Here is a 21,015-nt window from a genome sequence, read left to right as displayed (position 1 = left end):
CATTGAGTAATCAATCGGATTCTTGCGCCCAAATGGGATCGGATTGAGTCAATTGATAGGAGGAAAGACCTAGTTTTATTTTTTTATTTTTTGCAAGGCTAAAAATGATTGCCTCATGGCAGAGATTTTCGAGATCTTCGATTAATTTTTGGGTATATACATCATGAGGATGGATGTTATGCAAGATCTTTTTAAATTGGAGAATATTAAATTCATTTTTTTGGTTAAAACAACTTAATATAAGCTCAAGATCTCCGGTTAGTGTATGTTTTTCATCTGAAAAAGATCGATAAGGAGTTTTTGTCATTTCTCGGATGTATTTTTCCATATCATTTTTTATTGTGAAAAAAGAAAGAGGCAAACTTATCGCAAGTTCCTTTTGACGTGTAGCCAGTAGTTTTGTTCGTGAAGCCTGTAATTTTTTTCCAGAATCCAACCATGAAGAGTCATTTAATTCACCTTCGTTAACCCCAAGAAATTTGAGCATTCCCAATACGTTCTCATGTAAGGGTATAGAGTTTTGTGAGCGAAAGGCCTTTTGCAATCCATAATGATTAAAAGAAAGTGGTTGAATTTCTCGAATAAATTTATCTGTATCTACCACATAGCCATTGAATAATGCATTCGATATTTGTATTGGCCCTGTTGTGCATACAACGATTGATTTAAGATAAAGATCGCATTCTTTTTTCATTAAATAAGTTAAAAACTTATCATCATTTTTTTCCAGAATACGTTTAATTAAAAAATATTCTTTGCTAAAAAAAAGATATTTTACTAGGTTTAGCTGCGCATGAAGCTCTTTTCTCAATCTCTTTATTACCTCGTCATGCGTTTCTTGAGGCGTGATTTTGTTAAAATTTAAAAATTTGTTTTTATCCGTCATTACCTCAATAATGTATGCTCTAATTTTTAAGGAAGAATCGGATGTATCAGGTGGAGTAATTTCTTTGGATTTTGCTATATAAAGTGATTCAGAACGATTTTTCATAAATTTTAAAAGATGACGATTTATAAAGCTGTCTTCATTTAATTCAGTTTCAGTTCGCTCAATAAAATCGGTATCATAATGAGTTAATCTGGCGATAAGTCCGCTTTGCACCCGCTCGATTTCTTTTTTGGCAGCGATTGCGTCTATAATCGCTACAAAGTCATTATTTGCCAGTATGAATTCTTTTTTACCCATTTTTAAACTGCCAATATTAAGTAATATAGGCATTTCAGTTGTAATGAATTTGGGAAGAGCAGATGTATCAATTGGAAAATCAAAGTCTGTATAAGTACCTTTTTCAAATATTGGTGAGAGCCATCTTAAAATATCACTTGCAACAGCCAAATTCCCGCCAGTTTTTAAATTGTCAATTTCTTCTTTATAAAAATTGTATAATTTTCTTTCATTATCTGATTGGAGTAATGTATCAATTGTATGTGCATTAATGGAAATAATTTGATGTTCTTTACAAAATTCATGAAGCGTATTTACTGCGCTCGATGTGAGCAATTTAGAGTCATATACCAAATGAATCGTGTCGTTAGGGTTTTTTTCCCGCATTTCGATAAGACGAATTTGATTTTCCAAATTCATAAATACATTTGGATTATTGCTTAACCAGATTTTTACATGTAAGTTTGGATTATATTGATACATTTTTTTTCTTTATTTTGGTTTCAATAAATTACCGCACATAAAAAGCCAGTTCTTATAGACTTCTGATAAATTAATCGAGAGCCCTTAAAAAAAGCTTAGCACAATATAAAAAAAATGATTTGGTGCTAAATTCGATTGATGAATTTCGTTTAATATGGTATAAAGGTCGCGCTTTAAATACACACACGTTTCGACACATACGATAGGGTCCCTGAAGGGTTTCGTATGGGAAGCGTGGAGGACTAACCCTGGAGATAAATAATGAATATAAGTATGCGTGAATTACTCGAAGCAGGTGCTCATTTTGGACACAGAACAAGGTTTTGGAATCCTGAAATGGGTGAGTATATTTTTGGATCTCGTAACAAAATCCATATTATCAATCTTGAAAAAACGATGGTGATGCTGAATGACGTAGTGAACTATGTTGGCAGATTGGCATCAAACAAAGCAAAAATTCTATTTGTAGGTACCAAAAGGGCAGCACAAGACAGTATTCGTGAACATGCGAAACGTTGTGGCATGCCTTATGTTGATCATCGTTGGTTAGGTGGTATGTTGACCAACTATAAAACAGTACGCCAGTCTATTTTTCGTTTAAAAGAGTTAAAAGAAATGCAAGAAAAGGGACTGTTTAATGGAATGATTAAAAAAGAAGCACTAATGCTGACGCGTGAACTAGAGAAATTGGAAAGAGGTTTAGGCGGTATTGAAAACATGGGTGGTTTACCTGATGCTCTGTTTGTTGTTGATGTTGGCTTCGAGCACATTGCTGTTGAAGAAGCTCATCGATTAAGAATTCCTGTTATTGGTGTTGTTGATACCAACAATAGCCCGAGAAATATTGATTACATTATTCCTGGTAATGATGATTCTATGAGAGCAGTTGATATTTATGTTCGTTGTGTCGCTGATGCAATTTTAGATGCCAAAGGCAGTAACACGGTTGGCGTAGGATCTTCATCTGATGCTGAATTTGTAGAAGTAGTTGAACAAACCAGTGATACAGAAAAATCTGGGGAATAATTAAAATTTATAATATAGGGGGCTCAGGTGTCTGAACACCTTAATTTGCCCCCTTTTTGCTATACGGAGAAATGAAATGTCAATTAGTGCGAGTTTAGTCATGCAGTTACGTGAGCGTACCGGCGCTGGCATGATGGAATGTAAAAAGTTTCTAATAGCAACCAATGGTGATATAGAGGCTGCAATCATTGAAATGCGTAAAGCAGGTCAGGCAAAAGCCGATAAAAAAGCAGATCGTGTTGCTGCTGAGGGCGTAATCGTTATTGCACGTTCTATCGATGGACGTAGTGCGGTGATGCTCGAAATTAATAGTGAAACAGATTTTGTTGCTCGTGATGAGAACTTTACTAACTTTGCCAATAAAGTTGCAGAAGCTGCATTAAACAGTTCGGCTACTACAATTGAAGCATTGTCAGCTATTGCCCTTTCTTCTGGAAGTACCGTAGAACAAGCACGTCAAGAATTAGTGGCGAAAATTGGTGAAAATATTAAACTACGACGTCTGGAACGCATGCATTGTGATACTGGAGTAATTGGTTGTTACTTACATGGCTCACGAATCGGCGTTATGGTCGCACTCAAAACTGGTGATGAAGAGCTTGCTAAAGACATCGCAATGCATATTGCTGCAAGTAAACCAATTGTAGTAAGCAAGGATCAAGTATCTGCGGAAGCAATTGAAAATGAGCGTGAAATTTTTACCGCTCAGGCAAAAGAAAGTGGCAAACCACAAGAAATTATCGATAAAATGATTGAAGGTCGAATCAATAAATTTATTGATGAAGTGAGCTTATTGGGCCAACCATTTGTCAAAAATCCTGATATCAAAGTAGGACAACTTTTAAAAGAAAAGAATACTGAAGTTCTATCTTTTATCCGTTATGAAGTTGGTGAAGGAATAGAGAAAAAAGAAGATAACTTTGTTGAAGAAGTGATGGCTCAGGTTCGTACATGATGAATGAAAGTCACCCATTAAAATATAAACGTATTTTATTAAAATATAGTGGCGAAGCCCTTATGGGCAAGTCACAATTTGGTATTGATCCCTCGGTCTTGGACACATTGGCCAGGGATATAGCCGAATTAATCAAGATGGGCGTTGAAGTTGGCCTCGTTTTAGGTGGTGGTAATTTATTTCGTGGCAAGGCGCTTTCTCAAGCAGGAGTAGGGCGTGTAACTGGTGACCATATGGGTATGCTGGCTACAGTAATGAATGCTTTGGCAGTACGAGATGCTTTGGAGCGCATTGATATGCCTGCACGTATTATGTCAGCCATTCCTATGCTTGGTGTAGTTGATCCTTATCATCGACGTAAAGCAATCACACACTTGCGAACTGGACAGGTTGTAATTTTTGCAGCAGGAACGGGAAATCCGTTTTTCACTACTGATACGGCTGCTTGTTTAAGAGCTATTGAAATAGGAGCTGATGTAGTTTTAAAAGCAACTAAAGTAGATGGTGTTTACTCGGAAGATCCCTTTAAAAATCCTAATGCCAAACGTTATGATTATTTGACTTATATTGAAGTGTTAACTCAAGGCTTGGAAGTAATGGACTCAACTGCAATATGTCTTTGTCAAGATCAAGGTATGCCTTTGCAGGTTTTTGATATGACGGCACCTAATGCATTGAGAAGAATTGTATCTGGGGAACGCGTAGGAACTATAGTCGGAGCTAATCATGATTAATGAGATTAAGCAAGATTCAGAAAAGCGAATGAAAAAAAGCGTTGAATCATTACAGACGGATCTAACAAAAATTCGTACAGGAAGAGCAAATGTTGGTTTACTGGATCATGTACAAGTTGATTATTATGGAACCATGACTCCATTAAATCAAGTTGCTAATATTACTGCCAGTGACTCGCGAACAATCTTAGTAACTCCTTGGGAAAAATCGCTAGTATCAGCTATAGAGAAGGCAATTTTAAATTCTGATTTGGGTTTGAATCCTGCTACAGCAGGTACTGCAATTCGCGTTCCTATGCCTCCATTAACTGAAGAACGCAGAAAGGAGTTAATCAAAGTCGTCCGTAATGAAGGCGAACAAGGAAAGGTTTCTATTCGTAACATCAGAAGAGATGCAAATAATCAATTAAAAGAATTGGTTAAAGATAAGACTATTTCTGAAGATGATGAGCGTAGGGCAACTGAAGTCATTCAAAAATTGACTGATAAATACATCCTGGAAATAGATGCATTATTAGCCGAAAAAGAAAAAGACTTAATGGAAATTTAAGTCAAATTATTGCTTGAGGCAAATAGCCTCAGGCAACAATCACCCTTATGTAGTTTTTTATCCTTCAAAGTAAACAAACAGCTTATTGAATTTTCTAGCTTATTTACAAATCGAAACAAGGAAATTTGTTGATCCGATTAAATACCAAACCAATAATTTTTGAGGTTTCTCATGCGATACAAGGTAGTTTTTTTTGGCAAATACAAAAGTGGTAAAACTCAGCTTAATCGTCGAATTGCGTTACAGGAAGAATTTGAGTTTCAATATGAACCACGTACTACTGTAGGTGCTGATTTTTTAACTCGAGAAATTGCTTCCGATAATATAGTGATCTTATGGGATACAGCAGGGGATGAGCGATTTCAAGGGATGAGTTCTGTATTTTATAAAGGAGCGGATGTAGGCATATTTTGTATTGATTTGACTGAGGAAATTAATGATCAAGAAATTAATAAAAGTATTCAAGAGTTTCGTGAATTTGCTCCCAATGTTCCTATTATCTGTGTTGGGACAAAATCAGACTCGCCGAAAGCAAGTTTGGATGCACTTAAGAAAATTAAATCAAAAGAGATTGTTCACTTTATTAGTACTTCGGCAAAAAGTGGAGATCATGTAAAGGAGCTATTTTCTATAATTACCCAACTGTGCAAAGGAAAACAATATTCTCTTTGGAGCGAAGCGAGCGCCAGGTTGCTAGAGAGTTTAAAAGAATTACCAGATAGCAAAAAACTTTTAATCAATCAAGAGCTAATCAAATTATCGAGAGTTATATTTGTGGATACTAATAACTCCAGTGTCACCCCATTGCATAAAGTGCATGCAATCGAAGATTTTACAAATAATTGTAAAGTTATTTTGGAGGGACAACATCCTGATGTGCTTCATGCAGTACTTTCGGTTGCTGCAGCAGCAACTGTACTCACTGTAACCGCCTTAATTGGATTTACAATTGGAGTTGCATGTAGTTGGTGGACAGGCCCAGGCGCATTTTTTGCCGGACTTCTAAGTGGTTACTCAGCTGCACTAGCTGTTGCTTCTTCAAGTACGGCATTAAGTGTAGTAGCAGGGGGTATAACAGCTTATGGTTTATTTAAACCTACTAAAGAAATGAACGCGATCAATGAATTTACTGCTGAAGTATCATCTTGGAATACTGCAATTATTTTGTAGTCTAGGTATCAGGGGGTAAATGGTTTATCCTCTGTATCCTCTTCATCCCATTCAAAAATATCCTCTTCATCCGAATCTTCTTTTTTACTTTTTAAGCATAATGCTTTTGCTTTTAAACACAACTCATCTTCTTCACCAGAAAATTCAACTTCATCATCAAACCTTTCCGAAGAGGGAGGGGAAATTTTTGAGAACTCTGTATTATTTAAAAACTTTAGTATTTCTGGATCATTAAACTCTAGTTTCTCACTGAGAGATTTTACATTTTGATACATATTTCCAGCCATAGGCATCTCTGAAAGATTACTGGCTTTTGCAATGATAACAAGGTTGCCTAAATCATGAATAAGCTTATTAATAATGCACTTGCTCATTCCGGTATGACTATTTGTTGGAGCTGTGTTAAGTTCATCTAATTTATTTTTAAAGATTCTTTCTAAATCTTCTAATTCCGTCACTTTAATTTTCGGCATGTCAACCTCCATCGATAGTTGTTATCTGTCGAATACTTCAAGACATTCAAGTCTGTGAAATCGATTGGATATGTTTTGGATTCCTTTAATGCAATAAAGTTGATATATAATCAGTATAGACTATAAATAATCAATATGATTTTTATTTGCCCTAATTGGGTTACCAGTGGATAGAACTTCAATCTGTTTGGATGGTCGTGGTAGATATTAAAAGTTGTACTACAAATAGAAAAATTCTCTGCCTTTATTTTTTACGACATTTATAACACAGATTAGAAGGGTGTTACAAAAATCAATATTTGATTTGGAAACCTATAATATTTTAGGATTTGAAAAAGATCGCGCAATCCATTTCTGATGGTTGCTATTTAATATCCTTATTTTTCCTAAAATATGTTGCCAATCGCTGCCAAATACCTTGTTTATAATCTCCAACATAACCCCAGGAATCAACCCAAATAATTCGCTTAAATGCTCCTGTTTCCTTTATTTTATTCATAAACAGTTCTTTACTTTTGTTTTTTGAAGCAAAAACAATCATGTTGGCGCTGTTTCTTACTGGAATAACCAGGGTATGGTTAAATTGATTTTTGACTAATTGAAAAATTGGATATTGTTCTTTTACATTGGCTAAATTTATAGCCAAAAATCCATCTTCAGTTATTATTCTTTTGCATAAGACAAAAAAATGAGCATTAGCACATTCCGGAGGAAAATGATTCGCGTTATATAGATCAACAATGAGATGAGTGAAGTTTGTTTCACATTTTTGTACATAATCCATCGCATTTTCATGGATAATTGTTAAATTTTTTAAGCGGTCTATGATAAAAAAACGTTTCGCTATTTCAATGACCTCTTCGCTATTGTCTACAGCAACTAAAGGAGAGTCCTTTAGCATTAATGCAATTCCTGCACCACCTAATCCTAACATACAAATAGTTCCAGGATAATTACGGGCCATTAATGTGAGGGCTGGAAGATAGTATAAAACGGGTTTCTGAGGCTTATGACGGTTAATAACAGTTTGTAGCGCATTACTACCCAAGGTTAACCAACGATAACACGCATTTTGATATACTTTATAACCCGCGGGAGAGGTATAGATGCATTTTCCTAACTTTGTTTTCCACATTTTAGCGTGTCATCTCTAATTGGAAAGGATAAATTGATCCAAGTTTTAAAATTTGAGTTAACTCATCCAACGCAGAAAAACTTTCTTCAATTAACTGAGGATCAGCTAAGTCTGCCGCAACTAACTCAGTACGATAGTGCTTTAATACCCACTTTTCTAAAATGCTTAATAGTTCATCATCTATTAATACGTCTTGATGCATTGCTTGCAATTCTTCGTTATTTAAGGGAACACGCAATCTCAAGCATGCAGGGCCACCGCCATTGCACATGCTTTGTTTCAGATCAAGGAAATAGACTGAATTAATTGGATTGGATTCATCAGAAAGTATTCGTTCAATACACATCTGAACACGAGGGTTATTTTGACACTCAAAAGGAGCAATGAGCATCATAGAGTTTTGACTGGTTAAACTGATAATTTGTGAATTAAAAAGATACGTTTCAACTGCATCGACGATACTAAGCTCTTTTTGTGAAATTTGAATAATATTTAAAGAAAAGGAGGCTTTTTCGTTTAATTCTTTAAGCACAGAGTTTTGTTGATAAAAGGCTTGCTCATGAACTAAAAAAACTGATTCATTGGCTACAGATATAACATCATTATGAAAAACCCCTTGATCAATAGCGAGAGGGTTTTGGCAAGCAAATACAACTTGGTTTTCTGAGAGTTGATGTTGACGAACTATTGCTTCGGATGCTTCTCGAGTCTGTCGGGCCGGATATTTGATTGGCCCGAGGTGAGTTTGACCTCTCCCGAAAGCTTTTTTCCCATAGACAAAAAGATGAATTCCAGGTTGACTGTGTTTTTGACAAAGACGACTGTGATTTGCAGCACCTTCATCGCCTGTAATAATTGACCGAGGCAAAATAGGATGATGATGAAAATAAGCTGGATTTGCGAATATAAATTCCAGTATTTTTTTTGAAAAATCAGCTTCATGGTGTCGGTGCAAATTACTTACAAGATTGGCAGCAGTAAAGTGGACTTTATGATCGTGCGTATCGGTGCTAGGGGAAACAGTAGCAGCATTGGCTGACCACATACTGGATGCTGAATAGCAAGCCCCAAGAAGTTCTGGGGCTGTTTTAAAGGCTTTATTAATTTGCTCTTTAGGCGTACCACAAAAACCGAGTTGATGAAGTAATTTAAGATTAGGGCGTTGGTGGGGTGGAAGTAAACCCTGCTTTAGCCCCATTTTATGAAGCAAGCGCATTTTATCTAATCCTTGCAAGGCAGCCGCTTGGGGATTAGAAGCTGCTAAGGCATTATAAGAAGATGCAATATTACCAGGTGCAAGTCCTGCATAATTATGAGTAGGGCCAACTAGGCCATCCATGTTTAATTCATAAACGTTCATTTTAATCTTCCGTCTTATATTTACCTACTGCATATGGGCACCATACGCTCGATCCAGAGCAGTGAAGCATCTAATAGAATTATTTCAATACAATACCTGGCAAAATGTGTTCTGGCATCGTTAAAGAAGGTTGCTCCATACTGGCTACTGGATAAGCGCAATAATCCGCAGCAAAATAAGCGCTCGGCCTATGATTTCCACTTAATCCGACCCCACCAAAAGGAAGGCTGCTGGCTGCGCCAGTAGTAGGCCTATTCCAATTAATTAATCCAGCTCGAACATGGTGATAAAATTGGTGGTAATGTTGCTCATTATTACTTAATAAACCTGCAACCAAACCATAGCGGGTTTGGTTGGCCAGAGTGATTGCTTGCTCAAAGTGACTATAACGATATATCTGTACCAAGGGTGCGAAAATTTCCTCATCTGGAGGATTTTTAACGTGTGTCATGTCAATAATGCCTGGTGATAACAAGCCTGTACGCTCAGCAATTAAATTCATGGGTAATAAGGAAACACCGCCCAAATCAATCAGTTTTTTTTGGTTATGAATATGCTTATGGGCTTGTTCATAACTAATAACTGGCCCCATAAAGGGTTCTGGTTTTTGATCAAAAGGTGCGATCTTAATTGACGAGCATGTTTGGATGAAACGATTTAAGAACTCATCACCTTGCTGTGAGTCAGGAATGATGACACGTCGTGCGCACGTACAGCGTTGACCCGCAGTAATCAAAGTAGACAGTAGGGTATGATAAACAGCTGCGTTAAGATCAGCGACTTCATCGATGACTAAAGGGTTATTTCCTCCCATTTCAAGAGCTAAAATTACTTCCGGTTTATTACTAAAATGTTGGTGAATGCGCAAACCGGTCGCATAGCTTCCTGTGAAATATACACCTTGAATGTCTTGTGTCAGTAATGCCGTCCCACAGGCAGCATCGCCTTGCAAGCAATTGATTACCCCAGAAGGTACGCCACTCTCATGCCAACACTGCATCATCAATTCTGCTACTGCAGGTGCATGTTCACTTGGTTTATAAAGAACGGTATTTCCTGCCAGCAGAGCAGGAACTATATGTCCATTGCTTAAATGAGCTGGAAAATTAAATGCACCAAGAATGACTATAACCCCATGAGGTTTAAAGCGAAGGCAGGTATTTGCTTCAGTCGTTTGAGTTATTTTTGGCCAAGTTCTTTCATGATAAGCTTGAATTGATAAATTAATTTTCCCTATAACTGCATTAACTTCGGTCTGTGCTTCCCATAATGGTTTTCCTGTTTCCAAAGCAATTAAGTATGCCAATTGGTCACGATTCTTTTCAATTTGTTGGGCAAACTTTTGGGTATAATTTGCACGTAGCTCAAAATCAAGTGAGGACCACGAGAAAAGTGCTTGTCGCGCGGCACGGTATGCAGCAGAAACTTCCTGTTCTGTGGCATTCATGCCTTGCCAAAGTAACGTGCCATAACCAGGATTTATGGATTCTAAAATGGTCCCATTTCCTTTTACCCATTGGCCATTAATGTATTGTCCTTTACCCTGGATTACCGGTGATTTAGTCATGCAATTCTCCTACATCAAGTTGTAAAGGAGCAACACGCAGTTGATCTCCGCATGTGACTTGCAAAAGATTGGCTGTCTTTTTACTGATAATACACGTGCTTTTTTCTTTATTAACTAAAGCGCTATTAATTGTTGCTCGAAAATCCAATTGAGTATTTGCTAATAAGTAACTGGTACTACTTACTTCATCGCTAATATTTTTAATCGTTACAACGTGGCTTAACTCTATGGTTTTGATTTTTAGGCGAGGTACTTCAAGCGTAGGACCTGCATCAAAAATATCCACATACTTGTTATACCGAAATCCTTCTTTTAATAAAATGTTCATGGCTGTTTGCGTCGAAGGATGAGGTTGACCAATCGCTGCTTGGGCTTGAAGAGACAGCAATTTAATATATATAGGGTTACGAGGCATTAAGTCTGCTATAAACTGTTTGTCAGTTGTCAGTGTCAGCCGATCAGCTTCTGCAAAAGACATATGAAAAAAATGGCTTCCTACATTTTCCCAAAAAGGTGATATACCATTTTTATCTGAGATTCCGCGCATTTCAGCAATTACTGTCGAAGCAAAACGCTTAGGATGTTGGGCGATAAAAAGGAAACGGGCTTTAGAAAGTAATAAACCATTTTTATGTTTTCTATACTTAGGCTCTAAAAAAAGAGTGCAGATTTCACTTCGCCCCTGATTATCATTTACCAGACTTAAAACCTCATAATCACTACGTATATCCAATGAGCGACAAATTCGGGTACGTTTGGAGATTTTATAAGAATAAAAAGGACTCTCATATCCAGTACATGATTCAATTCCTGAAACGCCTATTATTTTTTTATTCTTGGGATTTTCTAAAACAAATAAATAATATTCATTATTGGCTCTTTCTACGTTTTTATGAAATGAATCAGTCGACCAATGAAGTCGTTTTGCTAATATTTTTTTATCTTTAGAAAGCGTTGTTATTCCTACGCCACTTTCCTCAGCCAAATGATGAATAGCATCTAAATCTGTATTGCGAGCACTACGAAATAACATCATTTTTTAGATCCTCTAGGCCACCTTGAGCTAGGTCAAGCAAAAGTAGGGTGCTGAGTGATGCACGTTCAGACAAACTATTGAGTACTATATATTCCTCCGCGCTATGAATATTACCACCTCTGACTCCAAGGGTATCTATAACTGGTAAACCATGCTGGGCCAAATTATTTCCATCACAACAGCCGCCACTATCTTTCCAGTCTATTGATAAACCAAGTTCTTGTCCCAAATGTTGAATACGATGAAATAGGCGTTCTGTGCGCGAGCATACACGCTTTACTGGCCTGCCAAAAACACCATGGACATTCAAAGAATAACCTTGACGTTTTAATTGGCAAATGATTTTATCCAGTTCCGATCGTACCCAAAATTCATCTTCAGGTAGGCTAATTCGGATATCAACCTGTGCTACTGCTTTGTCCGGAACCACATTGAGCGCCTCACCACCCGCAATTTTTCCTACATTAATTGTCACTCCATCACGTTTCCCATTAAGGGCATGTACAGCACATACTGCTTCAGCTAAGTAAGAAATTGCATTTCGTCCCTCTGAAAAATCTCGTCCTGCATGGGCTGCTTTTCCTGTGGCAATAAGCGTCAATTTGCCACTGCCTTTGCGGTTTTTAGCTAAAGTACCGCTTGGTGTCATTGCCGGCTCATAAACTAAAGCTGCTTGATAATTCGCGGCCAACTCATCGAAAAGCATGCTGGATGCAGGTGAACCGATTTCTTCATCGGCATTAATTAAAACATCCCAACCCAGCTCAGCTGCAACGTCGCTTTCCTCAAAAACGGATAAGGCTTGCAACATCACAATAAGACCACCTTTCATATCGGTAACCCCAGGTCCGTTAATACAATTATCATTGATGTACTTTAATTTTTGAAATGGATTATCTTCTGCATAAACCGTATCCATATGTCCACAAAGCAAAACTCGTCGTTTCAAGTGTGGTCGTTTTCTAATGAATAGGGCATCCCCACAGTTTTGCACCATTGTATTACCGGATATATCAATAACAGATAAGGGGTTTAGTTTTTTTCTCTGGGTTGTATCAGCTATAGGCTTATAGGCAATTTGTAATAGATTAGCAATTTGGGCTAATCCTGCCAAATTGTTTGTGCCAGAATTAATCTCACAAAGCTGGTGAAGTTGCTTCACCATTGTTTCCTGATTGTTTTTTATTATATTTATCAGTTTATTGTATGGTTTAATCACGTCTGGCATATGGACTTATAACTAAAAATACAGAATAGCTGAAATTAATGTACTTCACAATGCATGATCCAAGTTGTACTAAGAAGAAAAAAACAGATTGGAATATGCTCAGATTAGCGATCTTATCCTCCGAGTGTTTAAACTCGGAGGAATTGAAGTTCAAAATTTATTATTTAAGGTATTGGGGCTGATTGTGGATTTTGTTTAGGTGCTGAGTTATTTATTGGCCATATAGCCATTATCCCGAATTTACTAAGTAATCCTTCATGTTTTACCGGATCCTCGCTTTTAGTTGGATGTAATTCTGGATGGACACTGATATCCACACGCCGATCAAGGCTTTGCAAACGTTGGAGTTGTTTTTCCTGAAGTTCTAATAACTTATTAAATCGCTCTGTACTGGCTTTTAATTCAGATTTTACTTCCGAAAGCTCAGACTCTGCTTTACTAATACGTTCTGCTACTTGGTCAAAACTAGTTGTTTTATCCATTAAAAAAGCATCTAATTTTTCATGAAAAGCTTGTCGTTGACTGGAGTCGCTAATTGCTGCGCTGGTGAGCACCTTTACAGTGCCTTCTAATGTGCTGGCAATGCTTTTTGCCTTCTCTACTTCGGCTCCCATGGATTTTCTAACTTCGGATAACTCAGCGGTTTTTTGAGACAATAACAATAAGCTTCTTGAGTGTAAATCTCGAACTTTTTCAAGCTCTTTTTGATTGGCTTCAAATTGCACACTTTGCTTTTCCAAATCGAGCTTAAGCGATGAGGCAATTTTTTCGAGATCTTCCTTATTCTTTCGAAGTAATTTTTCAGTTTCAATATAAACTTCCACCTGTGTGCTTAACGTTTCAACTTCTTCATTAAGCCGTGTAATATTTTTAGCTAGCTTTTCATTTTCCTCTTTAAATTTATCTATTTCAGTGGCTAATTTTTTACGAATTGAATCTAATGCTCCAATAGTCAGTTCAAGAATTTCTGCAACTCCAAAAATTCCCTCTTTTAATTTTTGAGCAATATTTTTGGTATGGTAATGATGGTCGTCCAGTACAATACCGCTTGTCGTGTATGCTAAAACGCTTACGCCACTAATCGTTACTAGAAACCCAATATGAGCTGCAGCCCCTATGATTAAAGTTGGTCCTGATATGGCAACACCACCTACGATTCTTTGCCAAAGGGGCAACTCACCCCAGAACGCGGCGGCACGCGAAATGAGACTTGGATTATCTTGTAAACTATCAACTATAGCGCCTAAACTTTTTTTGACTTGTGATAAATGCTCTTGAGTTAAAGCAATGCTTTGCAAACTATCAAGATCAGTTTTAGATGAATCGGGGTCTAATAATAATTGTTTTGCTGCATCAGAAAAATTCATCTGCGATAAAGCTTTTTCCACAACCACTCTATTTGTAGTAGAAGGATTTGTTTCATTCTTTATAATTACATCAAGTTCTTGCTCATTAGTAGACATAACACTTGCTCCCTGTGTTTAAGAATCTCCCTGTAAATTCTATTTTTAACCACAAAACTATCAATAAGCAAGTAAAAAATTTGTTCCTGTGGAGTTATTTAAAACAATTTGCTGTATGCAGCTTGTCTATCCGGGGTTGCAAGTATTAGGTCATAAAAAATACTTTTTAGACTTCAAGGAATGTCGAAACTGATACAAAATGGAGCATTTTGTTGCTCAATTCTGTTCTACGATAAGAAAAAAAGCCTGTGTTAGTTGTGGCAGTTCCATGATCAATTAGCTTTTCCGAGTAACCAAGTGACGGAAGATAAAGTATAATGCCTAATAATACTTCCATGATGCCGGCGATGACATATAAGGAGGGATGATTAACTTTTAATTCTTTGGCCAGTCTACTATATTTTTCAATCGACTCTTCGGATGATGTATGTATGAGTTCGGATGTACGTGAAACCACTTCCAGTAGAAGTCTTTTACCACCGGTCTTTTGGGTCTGAAGTTCTTTCACAATATCTAACAAGTGCAGCCCTGTTGTTTTGAGGTCGTTCTTTTCTTTTGGTAATGCGTGAAATTGTTGTATGGTTTGTTTGAGTCTGAATTTAAGAAGCTTTTCTGTCCGTATCTTAGGACAATTCATATCGCGCCAATAAATTAACCATGATTTTTTCTCATTAGTAATTAATTGAGAATAATTTGCATTGATATAAGTGTTTAATGCATTCCAGATGATTTTTCGATGAAAATTCATGCCCCTCCCTTTGACATTGGCGGCTGGTGCATCAAGAGAGCGTTCAAACTCTTCTTTATTTATTGGCTGTTCTAAGTTAAAGGATTTTATCAAGTTATAATAAGTAGAAGAGAGAGCGCCGCGATCTATTGCATCTTTGCACGAAAAATTAAAGCTTTTGGGTTTTATTGTTTCAAGGATGTAATTGGTCAGTTCATATTTTATGAAGTGTACCCAGACCGCTTGTTTTTCTGCAGAAGAAATGAATCGTTTGTTAGCAAGCCTTTGTGCCTGAAAACTCTTCATAAGTAATTTTTTTAGGATTACCTCTTCATTTTCAGGTCCAAATAATAATTTTCTTGCTTTGGGGCTAATTCTGAAATCAGAAATGACTTTTTTATCTGCTTTCTCTCGTGCTATATCGAGAAATTCATTAAATACAGAACGAGGAGATAGTCGATTGTGTGTTATTTCATAGTCAGATGATTCCATTAACCCTTCATTAGCGGGAAGAGTAATAACAAGCGTTTTAAAGCTTGGATCGTTTTCAAGTTTATGAAGCTCTAGAGTCAAATCTCTTTCTTTGGATCCAGCAATATCATAATCGCTTCGATCTAATGCCAGATTATTAAAATAGATATGGCATATGTTTTGATTGGGAGTGCATTTTTCAGCATTGATTTGTAACCACCGTTTGAATAAGGGGCTTATACGAGTTCGTCCATTATGGCGTTGGGCTTGCGTGCTAAAACGATATTCTGTTGCATCTGAACTTTTTTTATAAGAAAAATTTTTTATTGTTGGCAGATTCGTTTCATATTGAGGTTTAAAATTATTTGTAAATAAAGAATAAAGACGACGATAAAGACCTCCTGAGTTATTTGGAGAATATCGATTAACATTTCTTTTGGTATCTTTTATTTTATTTTGAATTTTTTTTGTGGTATTTGATTGTCGAGGACGTATCTCCGAGTCAATATCATTGATCCATGCTGAAGACTCCTCAAGGATCTTGTTGTCATTATGGTAAATAGCCAGGACTAAATCATCCAAATCCTTAATTTTTTCTGTTGGATTCGTATCAATAAATTCTTCCAAAGCTGCGATACAAGACGAATATAAATTCCCATAAGGGTAGTTTTCATCATATTCTTGTCCTATTACAGTGTGTAATCTGGCAAATTCCGGCAGAAGTTTCGTGAGAAATTGGCTGTGAGTATGAAGTACAGGTTTTAATTGAAGAAAATAAGCATAGCAGTTACGATTATGTATTGCATCACTGGTCAAGTTATCTTTGTTATTTACACTAGTGCTCATCAATTTCCATATATTTGTGTAAATTAAGTGCATTATAAGAAAAAAGGGGACAGAGTGGAAGTGTCATTAGAATTTTCTTTATCGAGTATAAAAATGGATCATTATTCCTTTTTAAATAATTGTCATTCTGATTGGAAAGAAATTCTAATCAAAGCATTAAAAACGATGGATCAAGACTATTTACATCAGTTAATGAACGACAGATATTGGTTGCCAGGGAAGGAACGGTTATTTGCAGCTTTTAGTTTACCGTTAACAAAAACTCAATATATTTTATTAGGTGAATCGCCTTACCCACGCAAGGAGTCAGCGAATGGATATGCTTTTTGGGATAACTCGGTCGGTAATTTATGGGGTTTAAATGGATTAAGCAAAGAAGTTAATAGAGCGACTTCCTTACGTAATTGGATTAAAATGTTACTTGTTGCACGTGGTGATTTGGACTCCGATACGTCACAAGCCAATATTGCATTAGTGGATAAAAGTACTTTAGTACAAACAGCACGACAATTATTTGAAGGGATGATGAATAAAGGTATTTTGCTGCTCAATGCTTCGTTAGTTTATAGTGAGGGCAAAGTTCCTTATCATGCACGTCAATGGAAACCTTTTATGCAAAGCCTTTTGGAGCAATTGGCTGTAATAAAACCGACTATTCAGCTCATATTATTAGGTAAAATTGCAGAAACTGTTGCACAAGATAAATTACCTATAGGACTTATTGCGGAACATCCTTATAATATAAGCTTTATCACCAATCAGCACGTTATCAATTTTTTTAAACCTCTGGACTTATTATCAAGATGAGTAATATTGAATCAACTGTTAATCCTCAAGAAATTAATAAATTTGCACAGCACGCTAATTTATGGTGGGACACTGAAGGACCTCTGAAAACGCTTCATGACATTAATGAAACACGACTTGATTTTATTAAGCAGCATGTTGAGTTAACCGATCTAAAGGTTTTAGATGTTGGCTGTGGTGGCGGTATTCTTTGTGAATCTATGGCAAGGTCAGGAGCAAAAGTTACCGGAATAGACGCAGAGTCCGAAGCAATTTCCGTAGCGCAGGAGCATGCAAATATAAATCATCTGAAGATTAACTATTTATGTACTTCGATTGAAGCATATAAAGATAAAAGTTTTGATGTAATTACCTGTATGGAAATGTTGGAGCATGTAGAAAATCCTGAGTTGGTTTTTGAACATTGCAGACGGTTACTCAAACCACAAGGTTTTTTATTTGTATCAACAATCAGTCGAACGATTAAAGCCTATGCTACGGCGATTATTGCCGCAGAATATGTACTGAATTTATTACCCAGACAAACACATGACTATAAAAAATTTATTAAACCCAGTGAGCTGCTTGCCATGGCTCGTCCCTGGGATTTCAACTTAATTGATTTGGAAGGAATGGATTATAATCCTTTTTTGAGGAAGGCTTCGTTAGGATCTGACGTTAGAGTTAATTACTTAATGGCTTTACAGTAGTAAAGTTCAATCGATAGACAGTACCATTGCTGCTATAGTGTATTGGCTGTAGCGCAGGAGCCGGGGTTTTCGCTACGCGTCACCCAGGCTGTTATTATTTTTTTCCGAACTTTTCTTTTTGTTATAACGTTCTAAGTAACGTTGATGAGCATATTTAGCTTGTTCTTGCGTTACTGTATCCACTTCATTACCGTAGATATCGATTCGTGCTGCGTTTTCTTTTTGACAATTTAGATATGCTGGTGATGCACTATAATAACTTAATGCTTCTCGCAATGATTTTTTGCTGAAGGGAGGGGAGTCTAGTCGTTCGTAAAAATCGATAATATCATCAAATATTCCAATTTTTAGGGGTTTAATCTGATTTCCTTTTTTAAAAAAAGCATTTGGGAAATGTTCAATAAGCCAATCTATAACTTGTAACTTATCTTTTTTTGCTGCAGTTAACGGTTGTTTGTCCATCATATTGCTCTAAAGCGTGATCTAGATGCTGAATAAACTACCATATCTTCTGACATAATCAAGTATTTATAACCAAACATAGTGATTACTCTGGTTATTTAAGGATATTCAGTAAATTTTTTTGAGATAACCTTAAATTAATGTATCAACTTTTTCATTTAATTTTTGAGAAGAGCAGATTTTATCAAAATGACATCAAATAAATTAAACTTGTTTGGGGTTGATTATTTGCGATCATCGGTTCTTTAAGTTGTGATTCGAGATGGATAAATTCGGTTGTTCTTGCTTCATGTAACCCCTTTACAGCCTCTAGCTCGTTGATTACCAACAGGATCCCCATGAATGAGGCATCTTCCCACCCTAAGTAGTTAGATACTGGCCCCCCGGTTCCTGACCCTTTATATAGTGCAAAATCAACACCTAATTTTGAATCCACATCGAACCAATTTTCATACTTTTTAGTTATCGTATTATAAAATTGTTTTGATGGTTTGGGCCGCGGGGAGGTAAGCCATTGTTTTGATGGTTTGAGTTGTGAAGCGGGAGGTTGTGGAATGTGATAAAAAGGCTCATCAGAGCAATATTCATAAACAACATGCATAGGAAGCTGCTTTTGGGCGCCGCCAACACCTTCTCTCCACTGCTTGTTAATAGCATCCCAATCCTTATCTCCAGGCACCTTTATAGAATCAACTTGTATTTGTAGCTCTTTGATGAGGGTATTTTCGAAATCAAAGTGTTTCTCAGTGATTGTTTTTCCATTAAGCTTATAAGTAACCCCCTCTTTATTTACTTTGTGGTATTGGGAGAGCAATTGTGCTAATACTTTTTTACCCGCTTCGTTTTGAGGTACGCAATCAAGCATCATTGTCCACATATGTTTATCCAATGCCCAAAGCGCATATTCAAAACTACTGATATGTTCAAAGGTTCGCCCCGAGCAATCTGTTATCCGACCTTTTTTAAAGAGTAAATTGATATCTTTTTCTAGCATCATTTTAACCGCAGCATGTTCACCACGCACCACATGGTGTAACAATTTTCGGACATCCAGCATGGGCTTAAAGAATGTTCTATATTCTTTTGAAGTCATAGAAATCTTTATTAAATCAGGTGTTGATAAATGTTGTGCCGTTTCAGTTTTGATGTCTTTTGCTAAATGACTAAATAATTCAAATTTGTTCTTTATGCTGTTCATCTTGCGACTATAACGAAATAAAAAAAAGCATTATAGCCTGTATCTGGTTTGTTTTAAAGCAAATTGCTTGCGAATTAATCCCGGAAATTCTCGGATTTGTATTTTAATGCTAGGTTATCTCACTTTTTTTGCTCGATTTCTTGTAAGATATTTCTCAATTCAGCTAAAGACAATAGCCGTTTTTTTGACGTCAATTTCAGCAAGTTAAATTAACTCATTGTTTTTAATATATATTTAATAAATGTGTTTTTGATCTGCCTGAAGTAAATTAAGGCAAAGAACCCTGAAATATCCTTGCGCTTCTTATTTTCTATTGCTACATTTTAATCATGACTTGTATGGATATAAGTCAAACAAACGGAATTGTAATCATAAGGATATGATTTATCATGGATGATCATAAGAACTGGAAGTTCTTATACGGATGACTGCGAAGCCAGGGTTTCAACCCTGGCTTTTTTTATGCTACTAAATAATTTGATTTAGATAAAAACTTTTTATCGGGAAAATAGGCAAAAATTACAGAGCCATTTTTAATCGTATTAATTACAGGCTTTGCCAAAGTTTGAGCAATAGCAGGACAACCCCAAGACAGCCCGGCACGACCGGCTTGTTTGATAAAATTAGGCTCTACATACCATGCACCATGTATTACCACGCGTCTACTTAGTGCATTGTCATTAAATCCTTTATCTAAGCCCTGCAAGTTAAGTGAATATCCTTTGTGCCCTATATAGGTATCTTGCGTAATATAGGTCCCCAAGCTTGATTGTTTACTTGAAGGAACGTTAGAAAAATGACTTGCTTTATTCACACCAGAATTTTTGCCATGTGCAACAAAGGTATTATATAGAAGGCGCTCTCTACGTAGGTCAAATACCCACATACGTTGTTTGTTTGATGGTAAAGAATAATCTATTACGGTAAGGACGGGTTTTTTCACAGCCCCTTTCTTGCTCGCATTGTTATATGCAGTTAACGCGAGCCGTAATACATTCTTGTTTAATTGCGGTGCTTTATTACTCAGATGTTGTAACTTAGTATTGATATCTGCTTCAGCTCTCGCTGCGAAAGAAGGCGCACTGGAAGTTATATTACTGGTTAAAATTACGGTTGAGATTAGAGTTAATAGAGTGTTCATACTTCTCCTTTCTTCATATAAATCGCCGTTAATAGTTCTTCAAAAAAATGGTGATTATATTAACAATTCATGTAATTGTAAAATTATAAGGTGCTTATTTGGCCAATAGGGGAAAATATTATTCAATTCAGAGGCTTGAATGAATATTAGGAAAAATTTAGTGAAATCATGAGCCTAATTGTTTATATTTAGTTCTGTTTTGTGAATTAATAATTAAACATATGGTTTAAAAAATATTTAAATAAAATAAATAAAAAACAGAAAAATTGCTAGAAATTAGGTATAATCTCTGTGATTGCAGCCGATTGATGCCATATTCTATAGCAAAA

Annotated in this window: 19 protein-coding genes; 7 read left to right on the top strand and 12 right to left on the bottom strand. The window is 36.4% G+C overall.

Going from position 1 to position 21,015, the window contains the following annotated elements:
* Positions 1–10: 10 nt before the first annotated feature.
* The gene (locus DY223_RS08755) at positions 11–1,648 is read right to left on the bottom strand and encodes a glycosyltransferase family 88 protein (protein ID WP_058459843.1); all 1,638 of its coding nucleotides are present in this window, start codon (positions 1,646–1,648) and stop codon (positions 11–13) included.
* Positions 1,649–1,906: 258 nt separating this feature from the next.
* Here DY223_RS08755 and rpsB point away from each other — a divergent pair, with 258 nt between their 5' ends.
* The 5 genes from rpsB (at position 1,907) to DY223_RS08730 (ending at position 6,083) form a co-directional block, all read left to right on the top strand.
* Positions 1,907–2,674: a 30S ribosomal protein S2 gene (rpsB, locus tag DY223_RS08750; protein WP_115684303.1), complete on the top strand. Its 768-nt coding sequence runs from the start codon at positions 1,907–1,909 to the stop codon at positions 2,672–2,674.
* A gap of 76 nt (positions 2,675–2,750) precedes the next feature.
* Entirely contained in the window at positions 2,751–3,629 is an 879-nt protein-coding gene (gene tsf / locus DY223_RS08745) for a translation elongation factor Ts (protein WP_058459845.1), read from the top strand.
* On the top strand, positions 3,626–4,363 hold the full coding sequence (pyrH, locus tag DY223_RS08740; protein ID WP_058459846.1) for a UMP kinase: 738 nt from the start codon (positions 3,626–3,628) through the stop codon (positions 4,361–4,363). Before tsf ends, pyrH begins: the two co-directional genes overlap by 4 nt.
* Complete coding sequence (gene frr / locus DY223_RS08735) at positions 4,356–4,913, top strand: ribosome recycling factor (protein WP_058459847.1); 558 nt, start codon at positions 4,356–4,358, stop codon at positions 4,911–4,913. Before pyrH ends, frr begins: the two co-directional genes overlap by 8 nt.
* Before the next feature lie 171 nt (positions 4,914–5,084).
* Complete coding sequence (locus DY223_RS08730) at positions 5,085–6,083, top strand: Rab family GTPase (RefSeq protein WP_058459848.1); 999 nt, start codon at positions 5,085–5,087, stop codon at positions 6,081–6,083.
* 8 nt (positions 6,084–6,091) lie between these two features.
* On the opposite strand, the gene DY223_RS08725 is transcribed toward DY223_RS08730, so the two are convergent.
* The 8 genes from DY223_RS08725 to DY223_RS08690 all read right to left on the bottom strand — a co-directional run bounded on the left by DY223_RS08725 (position 6,092) and on the right by DY223_RS08690 (position 16,389).
* Positions 6,092–6,556: a hypothetical protein gene (locus DY223_RS08725; RefSeq protein WP_058459849.1), complete on the bottom strand. Its 465-nt coding sequence runs from the start codon at positions 6,554–6,556 to the stop codon at positions 6,092–6,094.
* Positions 6,557–6,920: 364 nt separating this feature from the next.
* Positions 6,921–7,691 (bottom strand): spermidine synthase, encoded by a 771-nt coding sequence (locus DY223_RS08720; protein ID WP_058459850.1) that lies wholly within the window; start codon positions 7,689–7,691, stop codon positions 6,921–6,923.
* A 1-nt stretch (position 7,692) separates the two neighbouring features.
* Entirely contained in the window at positions 7,693–9,051 is a 1,359-nt protein-coding gene (gene astB / locus DY223_RS08715) for an N-succinylarginine dihydrolase (RefSeq protein ID WP_058459851.1), read from the bottom strand.
* Between the two features lie 79 nt (positions 9,052–9,130).
* Positions 9,131–10,618: a succinylglutamate-semialdehyde dehydrogenase gene (astD, locus tag DY223_RS08710; protein ID WP_058459852.1), complete on the bottom strand. Its 1,488-nt coding sequence runs from the start codon at positions 10,616–10,618 to the stop codon at positions 9,131–9,133.
* Positions 10,611–11,654, bottom strand: a complete 1,044-nt coding sequence (locus DY223_RS08705; RefSeq protein ID WP_058459853.1) for an arginine N-succinyltransferase — start codon at positions 11,652–11,654, stop codon at positions 10,611–10,613. Before DY223_RS08705 ends, astD begins: the two co-directional genes overlap by 8 nt.
* The gene (locus DY223_RS08700; protein ID WP_374930662.1) at positions 11,638–12,882 is read right to left on the bottom strand and encodes a hydrolase; all 1,245 of its coding nucleotides are present in this window, start codon (positions 12,880–12,882) and stop codon (positions 11,638–11,640) included. Before DY223_RS08700 ends, DY223_RS08705 begins: the two co-directional genes overlap by 17 nt.
* Before the next feature lie 164 nt (positions 12,883–13,046).
* Complete coding sequence (locus DY223_RS08695) at positions 13,047–14,345, bottom strand: LegC2/C7 family Dot/Icm T4SS effector (protein ID WP_058459855.1); 1,299 nt, start codon at positions 14,343–14,345, stop codon at positions 13,047–13,049.
* A 166-nt stretch (positions 14,346–14,511) separates the two neighbouring features.
* Positions 14,512–16,389, bottom strand: a complete 1,878-nt coding sequence (locus tag DY223_RS08690; RefSeq protein WP_058459856.1) for a hypothetical protein — start codon at positions 16,387–16,389, stop codon at positions 14,512–14,514.
* Between the two features lie 93 nt (positions 16,390–16,482).
* Here DY223_RS08690 and DY223_RS08685 point away from each other — a divergent pair, with 93 nt between their 5' ends.
* Positions 16,483–17,196, top strand: coding sequence for a uracil-DNA glycosylase family protein (locus tag DY223_RS08685; protein WP_174223931.1), 714 nt, complete (start codon positions 16,483–16,485; stop codon positions 17,194–17,196).
* Positions 17,193–17,885, top strand: a complete 693-nt coding sequence (gene ubiG, locus DY223_RS08680; RefSeq protein WP_058459858.1) for a bifunctional 2-polyprenyl-6-hydroxyphenol methylase/3-demethylubiquinol 3-O-methyltransferase UbiG — start codon at positions 17,193–17,195, stop codon at positions 17,883–17,885. The genes DY223_RS08685 and ubiG overlap by 4 nt, the downstream gene beginning before the upstream one ends.
* 72 nt (positions 17,886–17,957) lie before the next feature.
* Here ubiG and DY223_RS08675 read toward each other — a convergent pair whose 3' ends face one another.
* The 3 genes from DY223_RS08675 to DY223_RS08665 all read right to left on the bottom strand — a co-directional run bounded on the left by DY223_RS08675 (position 17,958) and on the right by DY223_RS08665 (position 20,686).
* The gene (locus DY223_RS08675) at positions 17,958–18,347 is read right to left on the bottom strand and encodes a ProQ/FINO family protein (RefSeq protein WP_058459859.1); all 390 of its coding nucleotides are present in this window, start codon (positions 18,345–18,347) and stop codon (positions 17,958–17,960) included.
* 184 nt (positions 18,348–18,531) lie between these two features.
* Positions 18,532–19,545 (bottom strand): hypothetical protein, encoded by a 1,014-nt coding sequence (locus DY223_RS08670; protein ID WP_082642454.1) that lies wholly within the window; start codon positions 19,543–19,545, stop codon positions 18,532–18,534.
* A 460-nt stretch (positions 19,546–20,005) separates the two neighbouring features.
* Positions 20,006–20,686 (bottom strand): murein L,D-transpeptidase catalytic domain family protein, encoded by a 681-nt coding sequence (locus tag DY223_RS08665; RefSeq protein WP_058459860.1) that lies wholly within the window; start codon positions 20,684–20,686, stop codon positions 20,006–20,008.
* Between the last annotated feature and the right edge of the window lie 329 nt (positions 20,687–21,015).

This window comes from Legionella bozemanae, from assembly GCF_900450575.1.
Taxonomy (GTDB): Bacteria; Pseudomonadota; Gammaproteobacteria; order Legionellales; family Legionellaceae; genus Legionella; species Legionella bozemanae.
Note: the sequence above shows the minus strand (reverse complement) of the source record. Positions and strands in the feature narration are given on the sequence as shown.